At 69.8% G+C, this 20,926-nt stretch carries 26 protein-coding genes; 1 reads left to right on the top strand and 25 read right to left on the bottom strand.

The features are described from left to right. Positions 1 to 4: 4 nt before the first annotated feature. The 18 genes from ABZ904_RS08740 to ABZ904_RS08655 all read right to left on the bottom strand — a co-directional run bounded on the left by ABZ904_RS08740 (position 5) and on the right by ABZ904_RS08655 (position 14,709). Complete coding sequence (locus ABZ904_RS08740) at positions 5 to 928, bottom strand: N-acetylmuramoyl-L-alanine amidase (protein WP_361822113.1); 924 nt, start codon at positions 926 to 928, stop codon at positions 5 to 7. Between the two features lie 68 nt (positions 929 to 996). Continuing rightward, entirely contained in the window at positions 997 to 1,458 is a 462-nt protein-coding gene (locus ABZ904_RS08735; RefSeq protein ID WP_361822111.1) for a hypothetical protein, read from the bottom strand. A gap of 9 nt (positions 1,459 to 1,467) precedes the next feature. Beyond that, positions 1,468 to 5,283, bottom strand: a complete 3,816-nt coding sequence (locus tag ABZ904_RS08730; protein WP_361822108.1) for a hypothetical protein — start codon at positions 5,281 to 5,283, stop codon at positions 1,468 to 1,470. A 12-nt stretch (positions 5,284 to 5,295) separates the two neighbouring features. Continuing rightward, positions 5,296 to 7,845 (bottom strand): hypothetical protein, encoded by a 2,550-nt coding sequence (locus ABZ904_RS08725; protein ID WP_361822105.1) that lies wholly within the window; start codon positions 7,843 to 7,845, stop codon positions 5,296 to 5,298. A gap of 39 nt (positions 7,846 to 7,884) precedes the next feature. Beyond that, a complete protein-coding gene (locus ABZ904_RS08720; RefSeq protein ID WP_361822103.1) occupies positions 7,885 to 8,013 on the bottom strand; it encodes a hypothetical protein in 129 nt (42 codons plus the stop codon). Continuing rightward, a complete protein-coding gene (locus tag ABZ904_RS08715) occupies positions 8,010 to 8,486 on the bottom strand; it encodes a hypothetical protein (RefSeq protein WP_361822100.1) in 477 nt (158 codons plus the stop codon). Before ABZ904_RS08715 ends, ABZ904_RS08720 begins: the two co-directional genes overlap by 4 nt. Beyond that, positions 8,483 to 8,932 carry a hypothetical protein gene (locus tag ABZ904_RS08710; RefSeq protein ID WP_361822098.1) on the bottom strand — a complete coding sequence of 150 codons (450 nt, stop codon included), beginning with the start codon at positions 8,930 to 8,932 and terminating at the stop codon, positions 8,483 to 8,485. Before ABZ904_RS08710 ends, ABZ904_RS08715 begins: the two co-directional genes overlap by 4 nt. Before the next feature lie 63 nt (positions 8,933 to 8,995). Continuing rightward, entirely contained in the window at positions 8,996 to 9,418 is a 423-nt protein-coding gene (locus tag ABZ904_RS08705; protein WP_361822095.1) for a minor capsid protein, read from the bottom strand. After that, entirely contained in the window at positions 9,411 to 9,761 is a 351-nt protein-coding gene (locus ABZ904_RS08700; protein WP_361822092.1) for a minor capsid protein, read from the bottom strand. The genes ABZ904_RS08705 and ABZ904_RS08700 overlap by 8 nt, the downstream gene beginning before the upstream one ends. Beyond that, positions 9,758 to 10,075, bottom strand: a complete 318-nt coding sequence (locus tag ABZ904_RS08695; RefSeq protein WP_361822089.1) for a hypothetical protein — start codon at positions 10,073 to 10,075, stop codon at positions 9,758 to 9,760. Before ABZ904_RS08695 ends, ABZ904_RS08700 begins: the two co-directional genes overlap by 4 nt. After that, the gene (locus ABZ904_RS08690; protein ID WP_361822087.1) at positions 10,072 to 10,491 is read right to left on the bottom strand and encodes a hypothetical protein; all 420 of its coding nucleotides are present in this window, start codon (positions 10,489 to 10,491) and stop codon (positions 10,072 to 10,074) included. The genes ABZ904_RS08695 and ABZ904_RS08690 overlap by 4 nt, the downstream gene beginning before the upstream one ends. An 11-nt stretch (positions 10,492 to 10,502) precedes the next feature. Then, entirely contained in the window at positions 10,503 to 11,009 is a 507-nt protein-coding gene (locus ABZ904_RS08685; protein ID WP_361822084.1) for a hypothetical protein, read from the bottom strand. Next, on the bottom strand, positions 11,009 to 11,380 hold the full coding sequence (locus ABZ904_RS08680) for a hypothetical protein (protein ID WP_361822082.1): 372 nt from the start codon (positions 11,378 to 11,380) through the stop codon (positions 11,009 to 11,011). Before ABZ904_RS08680 ends, ABZ904_RS08685 begins: the two co-directional genes overlap by 1 nt. 11 nt (positions 11,381 to 11,391) lie before the next feature. Continuing rightward, a complete protein-coding gene (locus ABZ904_RS08675) occupies positions 11,392 to 12,348 on the bottom strand; it encodes a DUF5309 family protein (protein ID WP_361822080.1) in 957 nt (318 codons plus the stop codon). A 44-nt stretch (positions 12,349 to 12,392) separates the two neighbouring features. Beyond that, positions 12,393 to 13,202 carry a hypothetical protein gene (locus ABZ904_RS08670; protein ID WP_361822077.1) on the bottom strand — a complete coding sequence of 270 codons (810 nt, stop codon included), beginning with the start codon at positions 13,200 to 13,202 and terminating at the stop codon, positions 12,393 to 12,395. A gap of 105 nt (positions 13,203 to 13,307) precedes the next feature. After that, positions 13,308 to 13,481 (bottom strand): Rmf/CrpP fold protein, encoded by a 174-nt coding sequence (locus tag ABZ904_RS08665; protein WP_361822074.1) that lies wholly within the window; start codon positions 13,479 to 13,481, stop codon positions 13,308 to 13,310. Next, positions 13,478 to 14,545: a hypothetical protein gene (locus ABZ904_RS08660; protein ID WP_361822071.1), complete on the bottom strand. Its 1,068-nt coding sequence runs from the start codon at positions 14,543 to 14,545 to the stop codon at positions 13,478 to 13,480. Before ABZ904_RS08660 ends, ABZ904_RS08665 begins: the two co-directional genes overlap by 4 nt. Before the next feature lie 11 nt (positions 14,546 to 14,556). Continuing rightward, positions 14,557 to 14,709, bottom strand: a complete 153-nt coding sequence (locus ABZ904_RS08655) for a hypothetical protein (RefSeq protein ID WP_361822068.1) — start codon at positions 14,707 to 14,709, stop codon at positions 14,557 to 14,559. Positions 14,710 to 14,810: 101 nt separating this feature from the next. Here ABZ904_RS08655 and ABZ904_RS08650 point away from each other — a divergent pair, with 101 nt between their 5' ends. Further along, positions 14,811 to 15,056, top strand: a complete 246-nt coding sequence (locus ABZ904_RS08650) for a hypothetical protein (protein WP_361822066.1) — start codon at positions 14,811 to 14,813, stop codon at positions 15,054 to 15,056. A 2-nt stretch (positions 15,057 to 15,058) separates the two neighbouring features. Here the strand turns inward: ABZ904_RS08650 and ABZ904_RS08645 are convergent, their stop codons facing one another. The 7 genes from ABZ904_RS08645 to ABZ904_RS08615 form a co-directional block, all read right to left on the bottom strand. Then, entirely contained in the window at positions 15,059 to 16,180 is a 1,122-nt protein-coding gene (locus tag ABZ904_RS08645; protein ID WP_361822063.1) for a phage minor capsid protein, read from the bottom strand. Beyond that, the gene (locus tag ABZ904_RS08640; RefSeq protein WP_361822060.1) at positions 16,140 to 17,720 is read right to left on the bottom strand and encodes a phage portal protein; all 1,581 of its coding nucleotides are present in this window, start codon (positions 17,718 to 17,720) and stop codon (positions 16,140 to 16,142) included. The genes ABZ904_RS08645 and ABZ904_RS08640 overlap by 41 nt, the downstream gene beginning before the upstream one ends. Next, positions 17,720 to 18,997 (bottom strand): PBSX family phage terminase large subunit, encoded by a 1,278-nt coding sequence (locus ABZ904_RS08635; RefSeq protein ID WP_361822058.1) that lies wholly within the window; start codon positions 18,995 to 18,997, stop codon positions 17,720 to 17,722. The genes ABZ904_RS08640 and ABZ904_RS08635 overlap by 1 nt, the downstream gene beginning before the upstream one ends. Further along, the gene (locus ABZ904_RS08630) at positions 18,984 to 19,520 is read right to left on the bottom strand and encodes a hypothetical protein (RefSeq protein ID WP_361822055.1); all 537 of its coding nucleotides are present in this window, start codon (positions 19,518 to 19,520) and stop codon (positions 18,984 to 18,986) included. Before ABZ904_RS08630 ends, ABZ904_RS08635 begins: the two co-directional genes overlap by 14 nt. A gap of 87 nt (positions 19,521 to 19,607) precedes the next feature. After that, positions 19,608 to 20,081 (bottom strand): hypothetical protein, encoded by a 474-nt coding sequence (locus tag ABZ904_RS08625; RefSeq protein WP_361822052.1) that lies wholly within the window; start codon positions 20,079 to 20,081, stop codon positions 19,608 to 19,610. 289 nt (positions 20,082 to 20,370) lie between these two features. Beyond that, the gene (locus tag ABZ904_RS08620; RefSeq protein WP_361822049.1) at positions 20,371 to 20,661 is read right to left on the bottom strand and encodes a hypothetical protein; all 291 of its coding nucleotides are present in this window, start codon (positions 20,659 to 20,661) and stop codon (positions 20,371 to 20,373) included. 34 nt (positions 20,662 to 20,695) lie between these two features. Further along, positions 20,696 to 20,875 (bottom strand): hypothetical protein, encoded by a 180-nt coding sequence (locus ABZ904_RS08615; protein ID WP_361822046.1) that lies wholly within the window; start codon positions 20,873 to 20,875, stop codon positions 20,696 to 20,698. Between the last annotated feature and the right edge of the window lie 51 nt (positions 20,876 to 20,926).

Here is a 20,926-nt window from a genome sequence, read left to right as displayed (position 1 = left end):
CGGGTTACTCCTTGACGTCGAAGCCGCGGCGCTTGCCGAGCTTGGTGAGGGTGATCAGGCCCGGGATGCCGTCCGCGGGCTGGCCAGGCTTGCGGCCGTGGAAGCCGCACCGCTCCTGCCACGCGCTCATGGCGTCCTTCGTGGCGGTGCCGTAGTGGCCATCCGCGTACTTGCGCGCGAGGAGCCCCTCCTTCACGAGGGCATCCTCGACGGTCTTGACCCCGTCGTACGTGACGGGCGTGCCCTTGGCGGGCGGGTTCGACTTCGCCGCGGCGATCAGCTTGGACAGGTCCACCGTCGGCCGCGGCGGCGCGCTGCTCGAGGAACCCGAACCGGCCGGCTGCGTCTTCAGCCGCGCGGCCACGTCCCGGCGGAACTTGCCCATGTCGAACGACGGGTCGATCTTCCGGCGGGTGCCTTCCTTGTGCCCGATCACGCTGTCCGCGGTCCAGTGGTGCGCCCGGCAGATCGCAGCCGCCCACCGCACCGCAGCCTCGTACTGCACGGCCGGATACGGGTCCTTGCCGTCGCCGAGATTTTCGATCTCGATGCCGTAGAAGTGGCTGTTGCCGTCGACCGGTTCGGCGCTGTCGGGTCGCGGGTGCGTCGACGACTCGGACACCGCCGCGTCGTACGCGTTCTGCGCGAACGTCCCAGCGTGGTTGGCGCGGCCTGCGCTGATCATCGTGGCCGTGCCGTCCTTCGCCAGGTGCGTGTGGCACAGCGGGCCCGGCAGGTCCGCCGTGCCCTCGTACACCAGGCCCAGCGAGCTACGGCCGGCGGTGTGGTGGATCGTGATCCCGTGCATCGGCCCCCAGGGGCCTTTGTGGTTGCGGTTGTGGGTGCGCCAGCCTGCGTGTTCGACGACGTGCACGCCCTCGGCGCGCAGGACGGTGAGCAGCTGGTCGGCGCTCAGGGGAGCCGACATGTGGATTGACCTCCGGGCATGAGAAAAGCCCCGGCCAGATGGCGCGGGGCGTACGGGGTGGTGGGCGGTCAGGTGGCGGGCGAGACGATCAGCTCGCGGTGCGCGAAGCTGGCGGTTCCGGTGCCACCTGAGGACAGCGCCATCAGCAAGCGTGTGTTGTACACAGCGCCGGGCGTGAGGTTTGACAAGAGATGCCAGATGCCTTGCCGCTCAAAAGCGGTGCCGCCGTAGTGGGATACGGCGGTCTGGTCGGCGGCATCCTCCACGATGGTCCCCGAGCCCACGACACCACCGGTGCGGGTTTGCGGCGACATGAGTGCACCACTCGTCGAGCCAGCGGACAGCGTCATGCGCGCCGAGAGATGGATCATGACGCGGCCCGTAGTCGGGGCCGTGAAAACCACTGCGCAGTCCGTACCCGCCGTGGCGTACGTCGTCGACGTCGTGCTGACGGTCGCGGACTGCGCGTTGGACACCGTCGACGGCGTGTCCAGCGCCTTCACGGTGCTCCCGGCCGGCAGATCACCCATGCGTGCTCCTCACAGTGCTCTGGTGGCGGGCTGCGCCACGTTGACGGCCGTGCCCGTGGTCTGTGCTTTGACGATTCCGTTCACAGACCGGACGACGGTGAACGCCTGCGGATTGACAACCTCGTAGTTGTCGAACCGGATATCCGCGTTGGTGTTGGTGTTGCCGGCGTTCCGAACGGACTTGACGCCGAGGCCTCCGGCGACCGTGATCGCCGAATCAGTGACCTCGAGCTCCCAATCGGTGGGCTCGCTCGTTGCTGCGGGCCAGATCTTGGCCCGCAGCAACGACCCCGACCCTTGGAACCGCACCCGCACAAAGGTCCCGGCCACGTGCGTGAACGCGCTCGTGTTCGTGCCGAGCTGGGTTTCCACGGCTGCCACGCGTTTGCGGACCGACAGGATGATCGCGTTGCCGGTGGTGAACTCGACCCGGGCCTCGTACAGGTTGTTTAGATCGGTGTACCTGGCGATGACCCCGGCGAACTGCGAGGACCCGGTCGACAGGGCGGCCGTCGTGATGTCGCAGTAGATGTCGAAGTCCGGGTGCCCGGCCGTAACCGTGGAATGGTGGCCGGTCGACGTCGCTTGGTTGATGTGGCGTCCGTAGCCGGACAGCACGTCATAGTCCGTGCTCACGCCCCCGGAATTCGTCCAGGCCTGCCCGCTGTCGGCGTTGCCCCACGTGCCGGCGACAGTCCGGCCGAACGTGTCGGACAGCCACGACGCATCCGTCTGGGCGATGCGTACCGCCCACACGTAGTAGATCGCCGACGAGGACGGCGTCCCACCATGCCGGGCCCGGACGCTCGCCTGAGAAGCGTTCGCCGGCGCGGTCAGGGGCTGCTCGAGGTACGTCCACGCCCCCGTCGATACGGCCGTGCCCGAGCCCAGGCCCGTAGAGAGGAACGCGCCCGCGCTGTCGAACCAGTCGATACACGGCCGCAGGTCGGAGTGCCCGCCGGGCGAGTACACCCACATCGACGCCACATAGGAGGCGCCCGGGGCGATGCTGCCGACTGCGGTTTTCGTGCAGTTGGCGCCCCCGGACGCGGCCACACCGTCCGGGGTGATCAGCAGCGACGCCGCCGCCCGTAGGCGCGGGATCACGACGGCCGTTGACCTGGAGATGGTGCAGCCCGACCCGGTCCAGCCCGACGTATCCACGCCGAAGAACGGGTTCGTGTTCAGCAGGCTGCCGGGCCCAGTGACGGTCACGACCTCGCCGCCCACACTGACGTCGTATGGGCTGTCCTGCACGGCCCCTGTCCACAGCGGGCCCAAGGTGGTCAGGACGCTGATCGCGGTCTGTGTGGACGTTGCTGCCGCGGCGAGCTGGCTGCCCGCGGTGTCGCGGCGGGCCAAGGTGGTGTCATCGCGTACGGCCACCGTCCACGGCGCGCCGGGCGTGCAGTTGAAAACGATGTCCCATTCGAGATCGCTGGTCCACGTCTCCTCGTAGCCCTGCACGATCAGCTCGACGTCACCCGGGCCAACCCACTTCGGCAGATTCCGAATGACGAGCTTGTCGCCGACGTCCACGGCCAGGATCTGATCGAGCAGCGCGGGAGGCGCCTTGTGGACCATCACCCGAACCTGTGGATAGCGGCGGCCGTCGTACGTGCCCAGATGCAGCAGCCACCCGGCGACGTTATCCGTCTGCTCGTCCGTGAACAGGTTCAGGCTGATCGACGTGTCGTAACCGACCCCGACCCCGTTGGGCGGGGCCAGGACCGACAGCGGGCCCGACTCGAGGAACGCCCGCGCCGACGAGCCACCCATGCGGGAAACGGTGACGTCGTTGACCGTGGCGTCATCGTCCCCGGTCGGCTTCAACGGAGGCGCCAAACCCGGCTGGTTGTACTCCAACACCAGGGCCGGCGCCTGGTTATACATGCCGGCCCGATCCCGGTAGCGCAGCGCGGGCAGTTCGCGGTCCTCGTAGAGGATCCCGCCGTCCGCGTCGGCGGCGTCCTCGAGGACGTCCAGGGCCCCACCGGGCACCTGCGCCCCGACCAGAGTCTGAGCGGAGACCACCCCGCACACCGTGACGGGCAAGGACTCCTCCGAGGCGAGCCGCTGCATACGGATACCGGCAGTCTCGCCCGCGAAAGCAATGTCCGCGTTGTTGTAGATGGTCGTATCGGGCGTGGCGAATACGCCGATGTGACCGAGGGCGAGGCCGTCGAGGTCGCTGGAGTAGCCACCGACGGGCCCAACGACGCTCGTAATGCGGCCCGTAGCGCCCGGAACGCTGGTGGTGACAAGCCCTGTGCCGACTCCGCCGATCGGAACGAACCGCACGCTCCAATCGACGCTCGCGCCGTTCTGTCTGGCGAAGAACTGCCAGCGGCACCAGGTGTTGAACACGCCCAATCCGGTCAGGTCGAGGAGCCGTGAGGTGATCTGGACGTCGTCGTCGTTGTAGCCGAAGACCCGCGCCCCGTTGGTGACCAGCATCAATTCCCAGCGCTTCACCGTGCCGCTGCCGGTCCATTGCAGCACTGTGCGGGCCGTGGCTGGCCCATTGTTCGGCATGAAGAACACGAATTCGGTGTGCCACTGGTTTTGGCTGCCGGGCGGTGGCGGCACTGTCCCGAAGATGGTTGCCCCGGCGCGGACTGTAGGCAGCGCGCTGGACCCGGCGAGGGTGTCGCTGCTGGCGAGGTCGAAGCCGCTTGTTCGCAGCGGCCGAACGCCCGGCGTGGGGCTGTAGAACTGCGTCGCGTTCGCGCCATCCTCGAGCGGCCAGTACGCCACCGGGGCCCCCGACGGGAGGCGGCGGCGCAGCGTCGAGTCGAGGGCGTGACTGCGGCGTAGGCGACGCAGGACGCCCGCGGTTTGCGCGTCCACCCACGCGTGCGCGCCGGAGGGGTGCCACTCGGTGGGGTAGGCGGCCAGTTCGTGTGACAGGCGGGTGCGTCGGTTGCTGACGGATGCCGGGCTGGACACGTTCCACGTGCGGCCCGCGGAGTCCGCGAACGAGCCGGCGCCGACTGTCTGCGCGGTGAAGTCAGGCGACGCGACGACCGTGCCGTCGATGCCGTTGCGTACCTCTGCCTTGTGCACGCGGCCGATCGGCTGGGTGAAACCGACGTCAGTGGCGCGGCCGATCCGCAGCTCAACGGTGCTGTTGAAGATGGACGTGACGCCGGCCTGCACCACGGGGTCGCCGAGCTGCGTCCACGGCCCGGCAGTGCCCGAGGGGGCGGTGTAGAACGTGACCGTTCGGCCGCTCGCGCCGTTGTCGACGTCCAGCGTGACGCGCACCGCGACACGACCGCCGGGCGGGACAGGAAGCGGCACCGTCGAGGACGCGGACAGCGAGTTGGAGCCGTCCGCGGACCACTCGAAGTAGAGGTTGCCGAGCCGCGTGCCCAGGAACCACGACTTCGGGCCGGGCACAGCACCAAACTTGCCGATCACCTGCGTTGTGTCGAGGGTGAGCACGTCGTACAACGTCCAGTTGCTCAGCGTGGCGTCGACGCGGATGTCGATGTCGCCGAGGATGCCCAGCGCGGCCGTGTCCGGGGTGGACGCGAGCGAGGCAAAGTGGCCGACCAGGTCCAGCGCCGGACTGCCCGCGCGCACGGACAGCCGGAACGGCGTGTTACGGCCGAACTGCCCGAAGTACGGCGACAGCGGATTGTCCGGGCTGAACTGGCCGTTCGTGTTGTTGATCAGCGGGCGGCAGGTGGACGGGTCCACGCGCGCGCCCTGGTCCTGGCGCCCGCGCGTGTGCGTGAGCGACTGCCGCTGAAGCAGGCTGCCGGTCGCATCCACCCACGCGCCATTGATCAGGAACTCGCCCCGCAGGTCGATGTCCACCAGAAACCCCCTTTACCTACGTCGCCCGTTGCCAAGGGCGAGTTGCACGTCGCCGCCACCCTTGGTCGCGACGACGCCGCGGATCAGCCGCGCCATCTCCTCTGGCCCGGCGAACTCGATCCGCAGCACTCCGCCACTGCCCGAGACGGCCCGCCCCGGACCGAGGCCGAGCCCCATGCCGGGAATCTCGCGCGTCAGCTGGTGCAGCTGCGCCCGCAGGGCAGGGGTTTGCAGGTCGATGCCGCGCATGAAGCCCCCGATGACCATGCGGCCGGCCGGGGTCAGGATCTTCTTATCGACGGTCTCGGGGCCCTTCCACGACGTCAGCTTGTCCGTCAGGTTGCCGAGGGTGTCGCGGACGCTGCCGAACATGTCTTTGACGCCGTTGATGAACCCGCGGACCAGGCTCTTGCCTGCGCCGTACAGGATGCCGCCGAGGTCGCCGAGCGCGGACCGCGCCTTGCCGGGCAGCCCGCGGATGAAGTCGACGGCGTTCCCGATTCCGCGGGTGATGGCGTTGCCCATGGTCCGCATGGCCGAGGACGCCACGCCGGCGATGCGGCTGCCGAGGCTGGACAGGGCGGAGACGGCGCGGTTCGGGAGCCCGAGGAACCATCCGACGATGCCGTTGATCATGTCGGGGATGATGCTGTGCCCGATCAGCGTGTCGTACAGCCACGTGAACAGGCGGACGATGCCCTCGGTCAGCCACTTGATGGCGTCGATGCCCGGCTGGAGGGCGTGCTGCATGCCCTGAAGGAACTTGACGATCAATTGCAGGGCGGGGATCACAACCGTCGTGATCACCGCGGTGGCCAGGCGCAGCAGCAGCGTGGCCAGCTGGATGATCGGCGGCAGTAGCGGCACGATCGCGGGCAGCAGCGCCGTGATCATCTGCGTGGCCAGGAGGGTGATCTGCGGCAGCAGCGGGGCGAGCGCCATCAGGATCTGCCCGAAAGACTGGCCGAGCTGCACGGCGAGGCCGATCAGCGAGGGCAGGACGGGCAGCATCGCTTGCAGGATGGCGACGAACTGCTTCGCGTACTGCGTGACGATCTCCGAGAGGACCTTGCCGAGCCCTTCCAGGACAGGCCCGAGGGCCTTGCCGAGGCCGTCCGCGATCTGCCGGATTACCGGGGCGAGTTGGGTGAACAGGTCCGCGAGGGTGGTGAAGATCGGCATCAGCGGCGGCAGCAGATCGGCGATCAGCTGGCCGACCACGGGCAGCAGCGGGGCCAACGCCTCGACGAGCGCGCCGACCGCCCCGGCCGCGGCCACCAGGACGGGCCCCAGCGTCTTGATGATCGGCTGGAGGGCGTCCCCGAGTGCCTTGATGAGGATCTGGACGGGTGGGCCGAGCGTGGCCAGTACGGGCGCGAGCGCGGCGAGGGCCTGGCCGAGCAGCGGCGCCGCAGTCTTCGCCAGGGTCGCGATGGTGCCGAACAGCGCCTTTAGCCCGCTCTGCACGGCTGGAGACGCGAACGCGTCAGCGAGCGCCCCGGTGATCGTCTGTAGCGTGCTGATGAAGTTGCCGCCGGAGGACTGCGCCGCGGAGAACACCGAGCCGAGGATGCGGCCCACGTTGGCGGCGACGCCGGCGATCTGGCCAATCAGGTCGATCGCGGTCTCGATCGCGTCCTGCATCGCGCCCGACTCGAACGCGGCGGACAGCTTGTCGCCGATCCCGGACGCCGCCCGGTCGGCCGCTGCCGTGAGCCGCTCGAACGAGGGTCCCGCCGCCGCGCCGATCTGCCCGAGCGAGTTGACGACAATCGCAGGGATGCCGGACAGGTTGTTCAGGCCCGAAGTTGCCGAGCCGAGCGCCTGGCCCAGCGTGCCGCTACTGGCGAGGTGCCGGGCAGCCATGAGCGCGCCCGTGGCCAAGTTGTTGAGGGCGCCGGCCGCGTTCTGGAGGTTGGTGCGCAGGACGGGCAGGACGCTTTTCGCGGTGCTCTGGAAGGTCTGCGCGAGCCCGCGAAAGAGGGTGTCCTGAACGCCCGTCTTCAGCGCGTCGAACTGCGATTTCATGCCCTTGAGGGCGAGGACGAACTCGCGCGCGTTCGGGCTGAGCTTCTTCAGCGCCTCGGCGAGCTTCTCCGGGTCCTTCCCGGAAAACGCCTCCTTGACCGCGTCACTGACGCCGGACATGCCGATCTTCAGTGCGGCAGTCGCCGAGACCGCAGCAAAGATGCCGGTAGCGGCCACACCCGCAGCCGGGGCGATGTTCGCGAGGGTCGCCGCCAAGCTGGCCGCGGCAGGGACAGCCGCCACCAGCTTGAAGGCCATCGAGCCGAAGACCCCGGCCAGCTTCCCCAGGATCCCGGTCATGCCGCCCAAGCGACCGAGCGACAGGCTGAAGCGATGCCCCTCGTCCGTGCCGCGGCGCAGGCCGGCCGCAGCGAGGTCACCCGAACTGGCAAAGCGCCCGTTGAGGCGACGGAGACGGCCCTCGGTGTCCCGCTGGAAGCCGCGCATGCGCAGCTCGGCATCGTTGAGGCCGCGCCGCAGGCCCCGGTCGTCGGCGCGGATGATGCCGACCAGCTCGCCGATACGCAGGGCCATCCCACGTCACCCCCTGCCCGTTGTTGAGTTGTGGTGTGGTCAGGAGTGCAGGGCGGCGCGGATCTGCTCGGGGTCGTCGATGATGGCCACCTCGTCGCCCGCAACGCGCCGGAACATCGACTCCGGAGAGAGCCCGCTGAGCAGCACGTAGAAGCGGCGCCGGCTCATCCGCGCGATGTCTTGCGGGCCGAGCCCGTACTCGCGCGTGAAGTCGGCTTCGACCGCCCACCAGTGCTCCCGGACGGCTTTCGAGACGCGGCTCTCCTCGTCGCCCGGTTCGCCCCCTGCGGGGCCAGCGGTTTTCCCTCGCCGTCCCCCGCGATGACCACCTCGAGCGCCTCGGCGAACGACATGTCCCTACCGGAGGCCTGCGCGATTCCCCACGTGAGCACGGTCTGTAGCTCCCGCAGGCCCATGCCGTTGGTCCGCCACTCGTCGAGGACGTCGGCGCCGAACAGCAGCCGCAGCAGCTCGGCGATGTCCTCCTCGGCCGAGGATTCGCGCAGCTCCTCGATGCGCTTCTCGACAGCGAGCGGCATGTCCGTGGGTACGTCGACCTTGACGCCGCGGATGACCTCGGTACGGCCGATGGAGACCTCGGCCCAAAAGTCGTCCCAGGACTGGGAGGTGCGTGCGGTCACGGCTTGGCCACCGTGGTGGACGCGCCCGAACGGGTGAACGTCGCGGACCATGTGACCTTGGCGTTGTTGTCGCCGCCCTGGTCACCGAGGCTGACATGCGCCGTCCAGACCTCCCAGCTCGTGTCGCTTTTGTGAGAAAAGCGGACGCGGCCGAGAGACTGTTCGCCGAGCCGCTCGCTCAGCGCCTCGACCTTGGCCTGGCCAGGGTCGAGCGCGCCGGTCGCGTCGTCCCGCAGCCGCAGGCCCTCGATCTGAAGGCCCTTGCCGAGCTGCATCTTCTGGGACTCCGCCTGCCCCTGGCTGGCGAAGGTGGTGGTGTCGGCGGTCTCCTCCTCGTGCGACTTGGAGAAGTTGCTGATGCCGCCGATCGTGATCCACGTGCCAGGGGCGAGGAAGTCCTCGATCTGAAAGTCGACGTCCCTCGCGTTGTACTTCTGAAGTGCCATGACTCCTCCGGGGCATGACTAGATGCCCGCAGCGGAACCGCCCGGGCTGGGAAAAGGGGTGGGTCAGACGCGGTGCGTGGTCACGGACCGCGTCTCAAGTCGGAAGTTGCACACGTGCTCATGCCGGCCGCTGGAGTCGATGCCGATCGAGGCCGCGCCGGGCTGGGTGGCAACGCACAGGATCAGCTCGGTGCCGTCCGGCAGGGTGATCGGGCCGAGGCCATGCAACTCGTCGTAGATGGCCTGCACGCGCCCGCGGGAGACACGCGGGTCCTGCCCGCCGCGCCCGCGTACCTGGAGGTTGGGCTCGTCGTAGCCGAGCCGCGAGTCCGGCTCCGGACCGCCGTACAGCGTCAACACGATCACCTCGTCCGGGGTGCCGGGCATCGACTCGAGGAAGCAGTCCCCGCCCGGGGCCGCGGGCCGGTACGACAGCAGCCCCTTGCCGTCGAGGTGGCGGGCGATCCCGTCCAGCAGGTCAGCCACGGAGCCACCTCCGCAGCGGGACCGCCATCAACTGAAGCACCACGGCGCGCTCCCGGTTCATCGGGATCTCTAGGTACTTCGCGCTGCGCCCGGGCAGGTGCCGCCACGTCAACTCTTCGTGCTGCCTGCGGGCGTACACGGTGTCGTAGGACACGGCGCCGTCCAGGCCGTCGACGTCGACGCGGCCGGACCGCTCGAGGGTGCCCTCATCCAGCGGCACCAGCTTGCGGGACTCGGCGAGGACGTGCTCGAGGCCCCGCCGCAAACCGTCGGAGGCGAGGCGCCAACCGCGCCCCGTCCACTGCCGTTGGCCGTCGAATCGGAAGCGGGTGTACTGGGTCATACGAGCTGCACCTCCAGATGGTCCGGGGTGGGCAGCCCGCCGCCGTCGTGCGGCACCTGCTCGATGACGGTGGTTGTTCGGCCGCCGGGCAGGGTGACGCGGGACTCCGGCGGCGCGGTGACCGCATCCAAGCGGCAGTAGACCGTGGCGCCGGAGGTGACCTCGCGCCCGTCGCCCGCGCGCACGAGGCGTGTCCGCTCGTCGAGGAAGCAGCGCACCGCCACCGGGGCGCCGTACAGGGGCCCGTTCGCGCTGTCGCCCTCGTACGGCTCCACGGTCACCTCGTGCCGCAGCCACAGCGCGGGCAGCTTCACCAGAACACCACCTCCCCGAGACGGAAGATGTCCGGCGTCAGGTCGATCCCCGCGAGCGCGTCCAGCACGCCCGGGGCGATCTCCCGTGCGGGCGACGCGTTCCCCGTCACGTCCCCGCCCGCACGGGACAGGCTCGCCCCACCGAGAGACACGCTCGTCCAGCCGGCCACCGCCGCGCCCGTCGAGTCGCCCACCTCGTCGAACCACCGCGCCTGCGCGCATACGGCGTCCATGAACGCGCTACGTACCGCGCTGTTGGAGGGGTAGCCGTCGCCGTCCACCTCGTACCAGCACAGCCGGAACACGGCCGCCTCGAGCATCCGGGATGCGTCGGCGAGCAGCGCCTCGATGTTCGCGGGCGGGGTCTGCCCGGTGTACGTCTGGTAGTCCGCCGATGTGGCGTAGTTCCGTGCCACCGGGCACCCCCTTACGTGGCTGCGCCGAGGATCAGCACGTCGTATGTCACCGACGTGCCGGCCGCGGAGTTGGTCACCGTGAGCAGGTCCCCGGTGCCCGGTGTGACGACGGCGCCCGCGGCGTCCGGCGCCACCCACAGGAACATGCCGCCCGGACGGACGCCGACACCGTCACCAGCGGCCAGGAACAGCGGCACACCGTTGGTCCCGGGCTGGGTGACGTTGACGTTGTTCGTGTTCGCCCCGGCTGCGGCCACAAGCACGGCCTTGATCCGGGCGAACGTGAGGGACTGCCCGAACTTGTCGGACAGGACGCCGGCCAGGTCGAGATTCTCGGTGCCGGACGCGGCGAGGGTCCGCTGATCGTGGAAGATCAGGTTCGCAGCGCCCGCGCCTGCCCCGTCTGCGAACGACAGGGCCTTGAGGTAGTCCACCGCGTCCTGCGGGACGGACAGGTCATCTGGCTTGGTCTGGGTGGTGGCGAGCTTGACCTCCACCCGCGTGCGCGTGAGGGCCATCAGTCACCGCCCCCGTCCGCGTACGTCGCGGCCAGCTCGTCGCGCGTGGCCTTGTCCGCCTCGTCCTCGCCCATGCCCTGAGTGATGGCGTAGGCCTTCCAATCGGCCTTGGACGCGGAACGGGCCGGAGGCTTCACGTCCTCCGGCCCGTTGCCGCTCCCCTCACCACCGCCACCCACAGGCGGGTCCTGGTCGCCCGGATCGCCGTCCGGGCTGGTCTCTGTGATGCCCTCGGACTCCGGCAGGGCGCGCAGACGCTCGGCGACCGCCTCGTCGTCGGTCTCGAACCGTCCGCCGGCGAATGCCGCCCAGATCCCGTCATCGTCCTGAAGGGTGAGCCCCGGGTAGATGCTGCTTTGGAACGTCGCCACGTGGCGTCTCCTTACGTGAGGTCCTTGATGAGCCCGTGGTAGTTCTCCGGCCCGTACTCGAGGCCCACCTCGCCGTACAGCTGCCACTTCTCCGACGAGCCGGTCTTGGCGAGGGGCTCGCTGAAAAGCAAGCCCTTGCCGGGGATCTCCAGCCACACCGGGGCGCACACGGACAGGTCCAGGACCGCGATCTGCCCGGCGGGCATCCACCGGTTGACCATGACGCCGAACGTTCCGAAGTCCGTCACGAGCGTGTCGACGGCGATGCCGCCGATGTTCCTCGTCATCGTCGGTTGGTTGAGGCTGCCCGTCCCGTACAGGTTGGACAGGTTCACCTTCTGCGCCGGGCCGGTCATGAACACCGTCGAGGCCTGCGGCATCTTCGCGCCGTTGTTGAACATCGTCGACAGGAGCGAGTCAACGATCGTCTTCGACAGGGCGCGGCCGGTGCCCGCGTTCGCGTTCACGTTCGTCGCGATCGCCGACAGGATTCCGCGAGTCTTCCGCGCGGTCGCGTTCGTCCCCGGCTTGGCGTAGACGCCGGACAGGAACGACAGCTCGACGTCCACGGCCATCGACTCGAGCTCAGCATTGATCTGCGCCGTGAGCTCGTCGTTCACCGGGTTGTCGTCCATGCCGACGTTGATACCGCCGTACATGCCGGACGCCGCCGACTTGGTGTACGAGATTTCCACCGCGCTCTGGTGGATCTCCACCACGTTGCTCACGTTGGAGCGGGACCGCGCCACGCCCGCCGGAGCGGCAGCGCCCTCGACGACGCTGTTGTTCAGGACCGACGCGCGACGGTCGACGGTCTGCCACTCGAACTCGACGGACTTGGTGCGCTTGCCGCCGGACAGCCCGCCGATCGCGGACAGGAACGGCGTCTCCGTCGGCGTGACCGTGTACAGCTCGCCGTGAAAGTTCGGCAGGTTATAGGTGAGGCCCTGCCCTGCTACTGCACCCATGGTGTCCTCTCAAGGGTTGAGGGCGCGGCCGTCAGCCTGCCGCCCTAAGCGTTGATCTGTCGGAGTTGCTGTGTCTTCAGCGCCAGGACGCGGCGGGTGTCCCCGTCGGCCTGCGCTTGGGCGATCTGCTTGTCGAGCGAGGTCGCCTGGTCCCCGGATCCGCCCGCGCCGCCGAGGTCGGCGCCGGATCGGCCCGGCCCCTGCATGGCGCGTAGTCCCGGGTTGGCCTGGAGTGCGGCGGTCACCTGCTGCTCTACAGCGGTGGTGAACGCGGCCAGGTCGGTCGGGTCGACGTCCAGCGAGTCGATCTTGTCGACGAACGCGCGGGAGTCGAGGAGCGCGTCCGCGTTGGCGCCGAGCCGCTGCGCGGTGCGCCACACGGACAGCTCGATCCGGGCGGCGAGGGCGTCCTCCTGCGCCGCGGTGAGCTGGCCGGTGGACGTGGCGAGTTGCTGTGTCAGCTCCTCGGCTGTCGGGAGCTTCTCCCCGCTGTCGAGGCCGATCGCCTTGCTGATCGTGGCGAGGAGCTCCTGACGCGCATCGTTGGCCGCGTTCGCCTTGGCCGTGGTGCGTGCCTTGCCGGCTTCCTCGCGTGCGTCTCGGATGACCTTTGCCACGGAGTCCGGCAGGGAGTCGACTTTGCCGTCCCACTGGAAGCCTTCCCAGGGGTTCGCCGAGCCGCTTCCGGTGCCTGCTCCGCCAGTGCCGCCGTCACCAGTCCCGCCGGTATCGCCGCCGCTGGAGTCGTCGCCGTCGCCGCCGTCCGCGTAGACCGGGGAGAACGGGCCGTGTCCGTAGGGGTGTGCCCATCCGGCGCCGTCAAGGCGCGCGCGGGCGAGAGTGCGCTTGTGCATGGTGTGTGCCCTCCAGGGGCAGAGGTGAAGGCCCGCGCCAGGCGGGCCGTGGACATGCGAAAGGGCCCGCACATGGCGGGCCCTCGAGGGTGACGCGGTCGATGCCTACTCGGCCGGCAGCGGCCGATTCTTGGCGTACGCGCGCACCCAAGCTGAGCGCCGGAGGTCGCCCGCGGGGTACGGGCAGGTGGTGACGCTGGCGCCCTGGCGTGCGGCTGCGGCGCCCTCGTTGAGCGCTTTCACGAGCTGTTCGCGCGGGCCCATCACGTCCCCCGTCATAGTCGGTTCTGCTGATCCGAGCGGGCTGCACGGGCGGTGTTACCTGCGTGGCTACGCTGCCCGGTGATCTGCTCCTCGTACTCGGCGAGCGTAGTGCGCGGGTGGTCCTGCCACCAGCGCTTCAGGTCCTCCGACGCGCGCGCGAAAGCCACGTGCGACGGGCCCGTAAACAGGCTCATCACGTCGACTCCCGCGGCCCGCGCCCGGCGGTTCAACAGGTAACCGTTCACGGCCTCGTCCGCGGCGAGCATCTGGTGCCACACGTGCTCGCGGTACATGTCGCGAATCTCCGCGCGCGAGTACGCGCCCTGCGAGGACTGCTGCTCCGCTTCCCGCTCGGCGATCCACCGTTCCGTCGAGGACATGCCCGCGTGCGGGTCCGGGTGGTCGTCGGCGAGCTGCGCCCAGTCGTCGGGGTTGGAGCCGAGCGCCTCCTCGAGCGCGGCCCGGTCCGCCTGCTGTCCCTCGACGGTATCGGCGCCGTGGGCGTTGTGGAGCGGCACGGGCGGGTGCCGGCGGTCCATCTCCGCGGCGATCCGCTCGGCCTCGTCGGGGCTGGCGTAGCGGATGGCCCAGCCGAGCCGGCCCTCGTCGACGCTGCCGAGGTCCGCGGTGAGGGCGCCATCGGGGAACAGCTCGGACACCAGCTGCCGGCGGTCGGCTTCCGCGGCGATCGCGGCCAGCTCCTCACCCGAAGCGGTGCCAGCGCGGCGGCCGAGCTCCTCATCCGGGAGGCCGATCAGGTCCCGCCTTGCCCCGGGCAGGCCTGCGGCGACGTCGCGGCGGTCCATCTCGGCCGCAACGCGCAGCGCCTCGCTCGGGGAGAGGTCGTTCAGGGAGCGGCCCAGCTCGTCGTCTGAGAACCCGGTCAGGTCGGAGGCGATACGGCCCTCGGGACGTACCCGGCCCAACAGCTCGCGGTGCTGCTCGGCGCGTACACGGCCGGCCTTGGCGAGCCGCTGGAATGCCTTGCGACCGTACTTGTGGCGGCCGATCCATGCGGCGAGGGCTTCCGGGTCGCGCGCGCCCTTCCTGGCCAGTTGTGCCACGAACGCCTTGCCCACCGTGCCTCCCCTCAGTGGCCGGCGCGGCGGCGCCCGGCTGCTGCCTTCGCTTGGAATGCCGCCTTACCGAGCTGCTTGCGGCCGATCCACGCGGCGAGGGCCTTCGGATCACGCGCGCCGCGCGCGGTCAGCTTGGCGACGAGGCGGTCAAACTTCGTGGCCATCACGGGACTCCCTTCCGAGGCCGTCCGGCGGTCGCCGTACGGCGGGTGCGGGGAAGCATGAAAGCCCCCACCGCAGGAGGCGGCTGGGCTAGGTTCGGCGCATGACCGTTGAGATCAGGCTCATTGGCCGCGACGAGCCCGCGATTTGGCAGGACGAGAAACCCGCCAGGCCCTCGTATTCGGAGTACACCTACCGAGTGCTCGCCAGCGGCGTCCTGTGCGTGTACTGCACCGTCGAACACGTCGATGAGCAGGGCTACACGAGCAATCGAGGCGCATACCTCGAGGTGGCCTACGGTCCTCACGCCTGGGAGCAAGTGACGGGGGACGGCGGGCCAGACGCCTGACATCAGCGGGCGGCGCCGATCTGCTCGCGGGCCGGTTTCCGCTTCAGTCCCTTGCGGTCGGTCAGCTCGCGGATGCGGGCTTGGTAGTCACGTACGCGCGCGTTGGCCTTGCGGCGGGCCGTGTCGTCCATCGCCGCGGCGGCGCGCCGCTTCCACGTCCGCACCTGCCGCTCGAGGTAGCGCTGTTGCTGGGTGTCCTCGTACGTGGCCCTGTGCGGGTGCGGAGGCGCCTGCGGGCGGGTGGTCACGCCCGGCAGGTACGCGGACAGGGAGTGGCGGCAGTTGGGGTGGAACAGCCCGGCCGCGCGCGCCTCGAGGAGCGATCCGGCGACGTGCACGGCGAGGGTGCGGCCGTCCTCGGTGGCGTGCTCGGCGCGCACGGTGTGCGGCCCGTGCTGGTCGGCGAGGGTGACCACCTCGCCCTCCCACGGGCGGCACAGCGGGCATTCCAGCGGCGCATCGGAGACGATGACCAGGCCCACGCCGATCTCGGCGAGGGCGTCGATGTGGCCCTCGACAGCTGCCCGCGCGGTGACCGAGCGAACGGCCATCTCCGCATACGCGGCCATGTCCCACGAGCGGCCGGACTTGTCGACGAACCCTGTGATCCCTCTGTTCGCGAACTGATCGAGGGCCCGCTGTGCTGCCTGTCGCCGGGTCATCGTGCCGAGGAGCACCGCGCCCGAGACGCGCGCCACCACGCGCCGGTACGCGTCGACGACGGCCCGCGTGATCCGCTGGTACACGGGGCGGGTGTCGTCTGCCATCGATGCGGCGAGCCGGTCGACTGCGGGCGCGTTCGGCAGGGTGCGGCGGGCCACCAGCTCGCGGCCGATGTCGAGCGCGCCGAGCTCGGCGACGGCGGCTTGCCTGCCGCGGTTGTACGCCTCGACGAGGGCCTGCCGTACGGCGCCGTCGGTGTCCTGTTGCAGCGCCTCGGCGACGGTCTCGACAGCGGTCCGCAGGTTGCCGATCGAGGCGAGCTTGAGCCGGGCCCACTGCGGTGACTCGATGTCCGCCTCGAGCGCCGCGGCGAGCCGCTCGAGGAGCGCCGCCTCCGCGTCCTCGTACAGCTTGGCGACTTCAGCCGCTAGATCCTCCGCCATCGCTGGGGATACCGGCATCGGGCGGCCCCCCTTCGACTCCGGTCTGCGTCGGATCGGAGACCGCGCGGCCACTCTCGGAGTTGATCCCGTCGACTTCCTTCTGCACGCGGGCGTCGTCCCAGTCCGGATGGATCATGCGCACGAGGGTCTCCGTGGATGCGGCCTCCGCAGTGCGCAGCGCCTGCGCGGTGGTGGCCAGCTCGCTCGGGCTCTCGCTGATGCTGTCCTGAAACTCGACGTCCGGCGCCTCGTTCAGGTCGAGCCCCTTCACACGGAACCGGTCGCCCGCCTCAACGGCCAGGAGCGCCGCGGTGATGTCCGACAGCGCAGGCCCCCAGTACAAGGCCTTACGGCCGCGGGTGGACATGCTGCGCCGCTCACGGGCGCGGATCTCCGTTGCGGTGACCGCTGATCCGTCGCCGGTCACTCCGAACGTCGACGCGGAGTAGCCGGCCTGCCGGACGGCTTGCTCGATGAGCTCGGCGCAGGTGTCGCGGTGTTCTTGGACGCGGATCGCGAACTGCACGACCGTCAGCGGGTTCGGGTCGCCCGGCCGCGGCAGCATGTTCAGCCCGGAGAAGATCCGGCGTTCTTCGTTCCAGGTGGCGCCCTGGCCCGGTCCTTGGGACTCGAGCATCGAGTTCGGGACGACCACGCGGCCTTTGCCGTTCTGCACGTCCCGCATCCAGCTGGAGTACGTCTCGTCGAGGGCGTCCATGAGGCCTTCGATGCCCTGATAGTCGGACTGTCCCCAGTACGCGGCGGTGGGGATGTGCCGCCACGCCCGCGCGGGGCGCACGTTGGGAGCAAACGACGCGGTCAGATGCTTCGGCGCGCCCGTCTGAATGGCGCCCTCACGGTCAACCATCTTGGCGAGCGGCGCGGTGGAAGGGTGCTCGGTGAGCGGCACCAGGCGGCCGAGGGACGTCAGCGAACCGTCGTACAGGCCGTGGAAGATGACGCCGCGCTCGTGGCGCTCGAGGTGCCGCAGGACACGGCGGGTGTCCTCCTGCTCGACGACGGTCCAGATTGTCACCGCGGACAGCCGGCCGTACCGGAATTCGGGGATGGCGCGGTCTGCCGCCACGGAGTCGATCCACGGCCGGTCCGACACGCTCTCGTCCCACACGACGCGCATGTACGCGCCCCCGAGGGCGGCGCCCACCTCGCCCGCCTCCAACAGGGCCGGCTGTAGCCCGCCGTTCATCAGCTCGTCGAGCCGGTCCTGAGTGCCGGTGCGGCCGGAGAGCAGCTTGGGCGGCTCGGAGAACAGCAGCTCGGAGGACGTGCGCGCGATGTCCCCGGCGAGCGGCACGTGCAGCTTGGTGCGCTTCTCGCCCGGGGTGGTGGGGTTACCCCAGAACCAGCGGGCGATGCGGCCGACGATGCCGCCGCGGAACTGCGAGGGCCGGTCGACGGGCTCGCGGTATCCGCGGTTTTGGTAGCGGAATTCGAGCCGGTCGGGGTCGGCGGAGTACCAGGCATCCCAGTCCGCGAGGCACGTCTGCACCTGCGGGTCTACGGGCGGCCACGGGGTCTCAGCAGTGGGCAGAGGCATTACGCGGCCACCTCCAGCAGCATCGGGATGTGTGGCCGCCACAGGGCCTCGGTCGTGCGGACGCCGTACCGGAGCGCGTCACAGGAGTGGTCGTCCAACTTGATCGGGGCGTCCTCGCCCTTCTCCGCTTTCTCGTTGTCCCAGGAGTAACCCGGGATTTCCTCGATCAGCCCGGCCGCGGACGGGTGGATGCGCAGCCGGTCGCCCGCGAACAGGGAGCTCACTGTGCGGATCCCGTCCAAGACGGTGTTGTCCGCGGCGGTCACGCCGGCCACGCCGTCGCGGTGCAGCTGCTCGATGTACGACGCTGCCGAGGGGTCGACGACGGTCCACTCCGGCTGGACGCCGAGGACGTTGGACTGCGGCTGGACGACTCCGGCGAGCCAGCGGCGGCGCGCCGCGGAGTATTCGGCGTCGGTCATCTTGCGGCGCTGCGCCCGCGAGTCCCACCGGTACTCACTGACCACGTACAGGCGCTGGTCGACGCCGAGGCCGATCAGCAAGTCCGCGTACGGGTTGGTGGTGCCGTAGTCGATCGCGTCGCACAGCCAGCGCACGATGTGCGGCAGGTCGGCGACCACGTGCCGCTGCTCGTCGAACGCGTCGTAAATGGCGCCCTCGGCCTGCACCCAGTGCCCGAGGATGTTCCGCCGGTAGAACAGCCCCGTGTACGTCGACTTGAGCGACGCGACGTACTCGGGGTCAAGAAACGGGTTGTCGTCGAGGGTGAAGTGCCACGAGCGGAGCCGGGTCTCGGCCGGCCGCTTGAGGTACTCCTTACGGAACCAGTGCCCGGGGTTGTCCGGGTTGGTCGTCGTGAAGATCTTCGCGCCCTTGACGGAGCAGCGCGCCACCAGCTGATCAAAGAACGTGCGGGGCAGGGTCGTTGCCTCGTCGACGTACGCCCCGGCACAGGTCATGCCGCGCACCTTCGGCTCGGCCTTGGCGTCGTTGGCGCCCATCACGTGGACGGCGCGGCCCATGATGTACGCGATCGGCGCGCCGTTGTTGTACTTGATCAGCTTGGCCAGGGGCCCGAACAGCTCCGGGTTCATCAGCGGGCCGATCACGTTGCGGTACAGGGAGTCGCGGGTGCGGCCGACCATGACCAGCTCTCCGCCGGTCGGCGCGGTCGCCACGAAGATCAGCCAGCGGAGCAGTGAGGCGATCGTCTTCCCGGACCGAACCGAGCCCTCCCACGCGTTGATGCGCGCCTCGGCCTCGACGACGGACACGATCTGCTTCCGGGACAGCGGCAGCGCGTCAAGGAGACTCACCTTCCGCCTCCTCGTCGGCGGCCCCGTCGTACGCCGCCTTGAGGCCGCGCATCAGCTGGCCGAGCATCGAGCGGGCATCGTCGGCGCCGGCGTCGTCCGCGGGCGGCACGAGCTTGAGGGACTTCTCCAGGGCGATGCCGGCCGCGGTCATCAGCGCCTTTTTGTCGAGGGCGGGCGGCTCGTCGACGTCGTGCTCGGTGTACGTGTTGTCCTTGCCGCCGATGTTGAAGACCTTCGCGGGTTCCCACATCGCTTGCGTGAGCTTGAGCGCGTCGAGGTGGAGGTCGAGGGCGGTGTCTGCGCGGAGCGCGGCGAGTTGGGCGACGCGGGCGCGGGTGGCGTCCTCGGTCAGGGCGGTGTCAAAGCTGAGGTTGAGCTCGGCGGCGATGACGCTCACGGTGCGCTGGGCGCGGCCGATCTCGCGGGCGATGGCGTTGCGGCCCAAGCCTTGGGCGTGCAGCTCGCGTACGCGCGCGTAGTCGGCTTCGGTGACCGGGGCGCGGTACTGGTTGGGCTGCGTCACGGGTCACCTCCGGGCATGCGAGAGGCCCGGCCGCGGGACGGTGCGGTCGGGCCTCGGTCAGGGTGTGGCTACTGCTGCGGGTCGCCGTCAGTTCGTCGACGGGCACGCGTCCCAGCGCCACGTGCCGCCCTCGCGCGTCCACGACTGCGCCTCACGCTCGAACTGCGGGATGTTCCCGGCGCCGTAGCTGACGCGCGCGAGGTCACCGGAAAGCTGATCGACCTTCACGCCGGTCGCCTTCTGGCTGCCGTATTGCTGGTGCGCCTGCTCGGCCGTCGCGATCCATTCGGTCTTGGTCATCTGCTTCTTGCAGCGGGCCGACAGGGCGTCGTATCCGCTCTTGCTGCTGCTGAAGAGGGCGGCGGTGTAGTCCTTCACGGCCTGCACAAGGCTGGCGGTGTCGTCCGTCGTCGGCTCCTCGGCGGCCGGGCTGCTCGCTGTGCTGCTCGCTGTGCTGCTCGACGCGGGCGCGGCGTCGTCGCTGCTGTCGTTGGACGAGCAGCCGGTGACGGCTAGGAGCAGGACGGCGGCGGCGAGTGTGATGGTGGCGCGGGTGCGCATGGTCCCCCCATGGTCTGCTGGCGTTGCTGGGCATCATGCGCCGCGCGGAGGGCGTATATGGGCGCTGTGGCCGTGTTGTGACGTTGGGTCCGCGCAGGGCGAGCGGCCAGCAGCAACCCGCACGGTGTGAGCGATCGGGATGTGCCCTGCGCGGAGTCTCGGGGAATGCGAACGGCCCCCGGGTGGAGGCGGGGGCCGCGCGGTGATGCGACCGCGTCCAGGCACGCCGGACGTGGGGCCAGGATGCGACAAGATCACACGGAATGCAACTACGTGCGTAGGGAGACGGTCACTGCGGAGCGGGGCCGGTACCGAGGAGATCAACGGTCCACCGGCCCCCATTGAAGCCGATACCCCTCACGAGGACCTCGCCCGTGCGCCCGTCGTGCAGTTCAACGGGCACAGGGCCACCGGTGTCAAGTTCCCCCGGGAAACCCTCGGGTGCCTCGGCCACGTTGAAGGACGCCAAGCCCCGCCATGACCGCAGCCCACCATCCGGGGCGTCCTCCTGGAGCACGACATTCGGGACCGGCACGCCTGCGATGGTGGCCGAACCGCTATAGCTGAAGCGTTCGCTCATGGGCTTATCTTCCAGGCGATGTCAAACGGCGGCGTCAGTCGTCGTCCTCGGCGAGCGCTACCTCAACTTGCTTGATCTTGCCGCTCGTCGACAGCTCGGCGCGTACCGGGTTGGTCTTCGGTACGCCCGCGCGGCGAGCGGCCTCGAGGAAGTCGGCGAGCTCCTCGAGCGTCATGTCCTTGTCGTCCCCGGTGAAGCGCAGCGCGGCAGGCATGAGCTGAGGATGACGCAGGAGGGCCCCGCCGCGCGACAGGGGGGATGAGTG

It is taken from the genome of Streptomyces sp. NPDC046900 (assembly GCF_040644975.1).
GTDB lineage: Bacteria > Actinomycetota > Actinomycetes > Streptomycetales > Streptomycetaceae > Streptomyces.
This window is presented reverse-complemented; position numbering and strand designations above follow the sequence as displayed.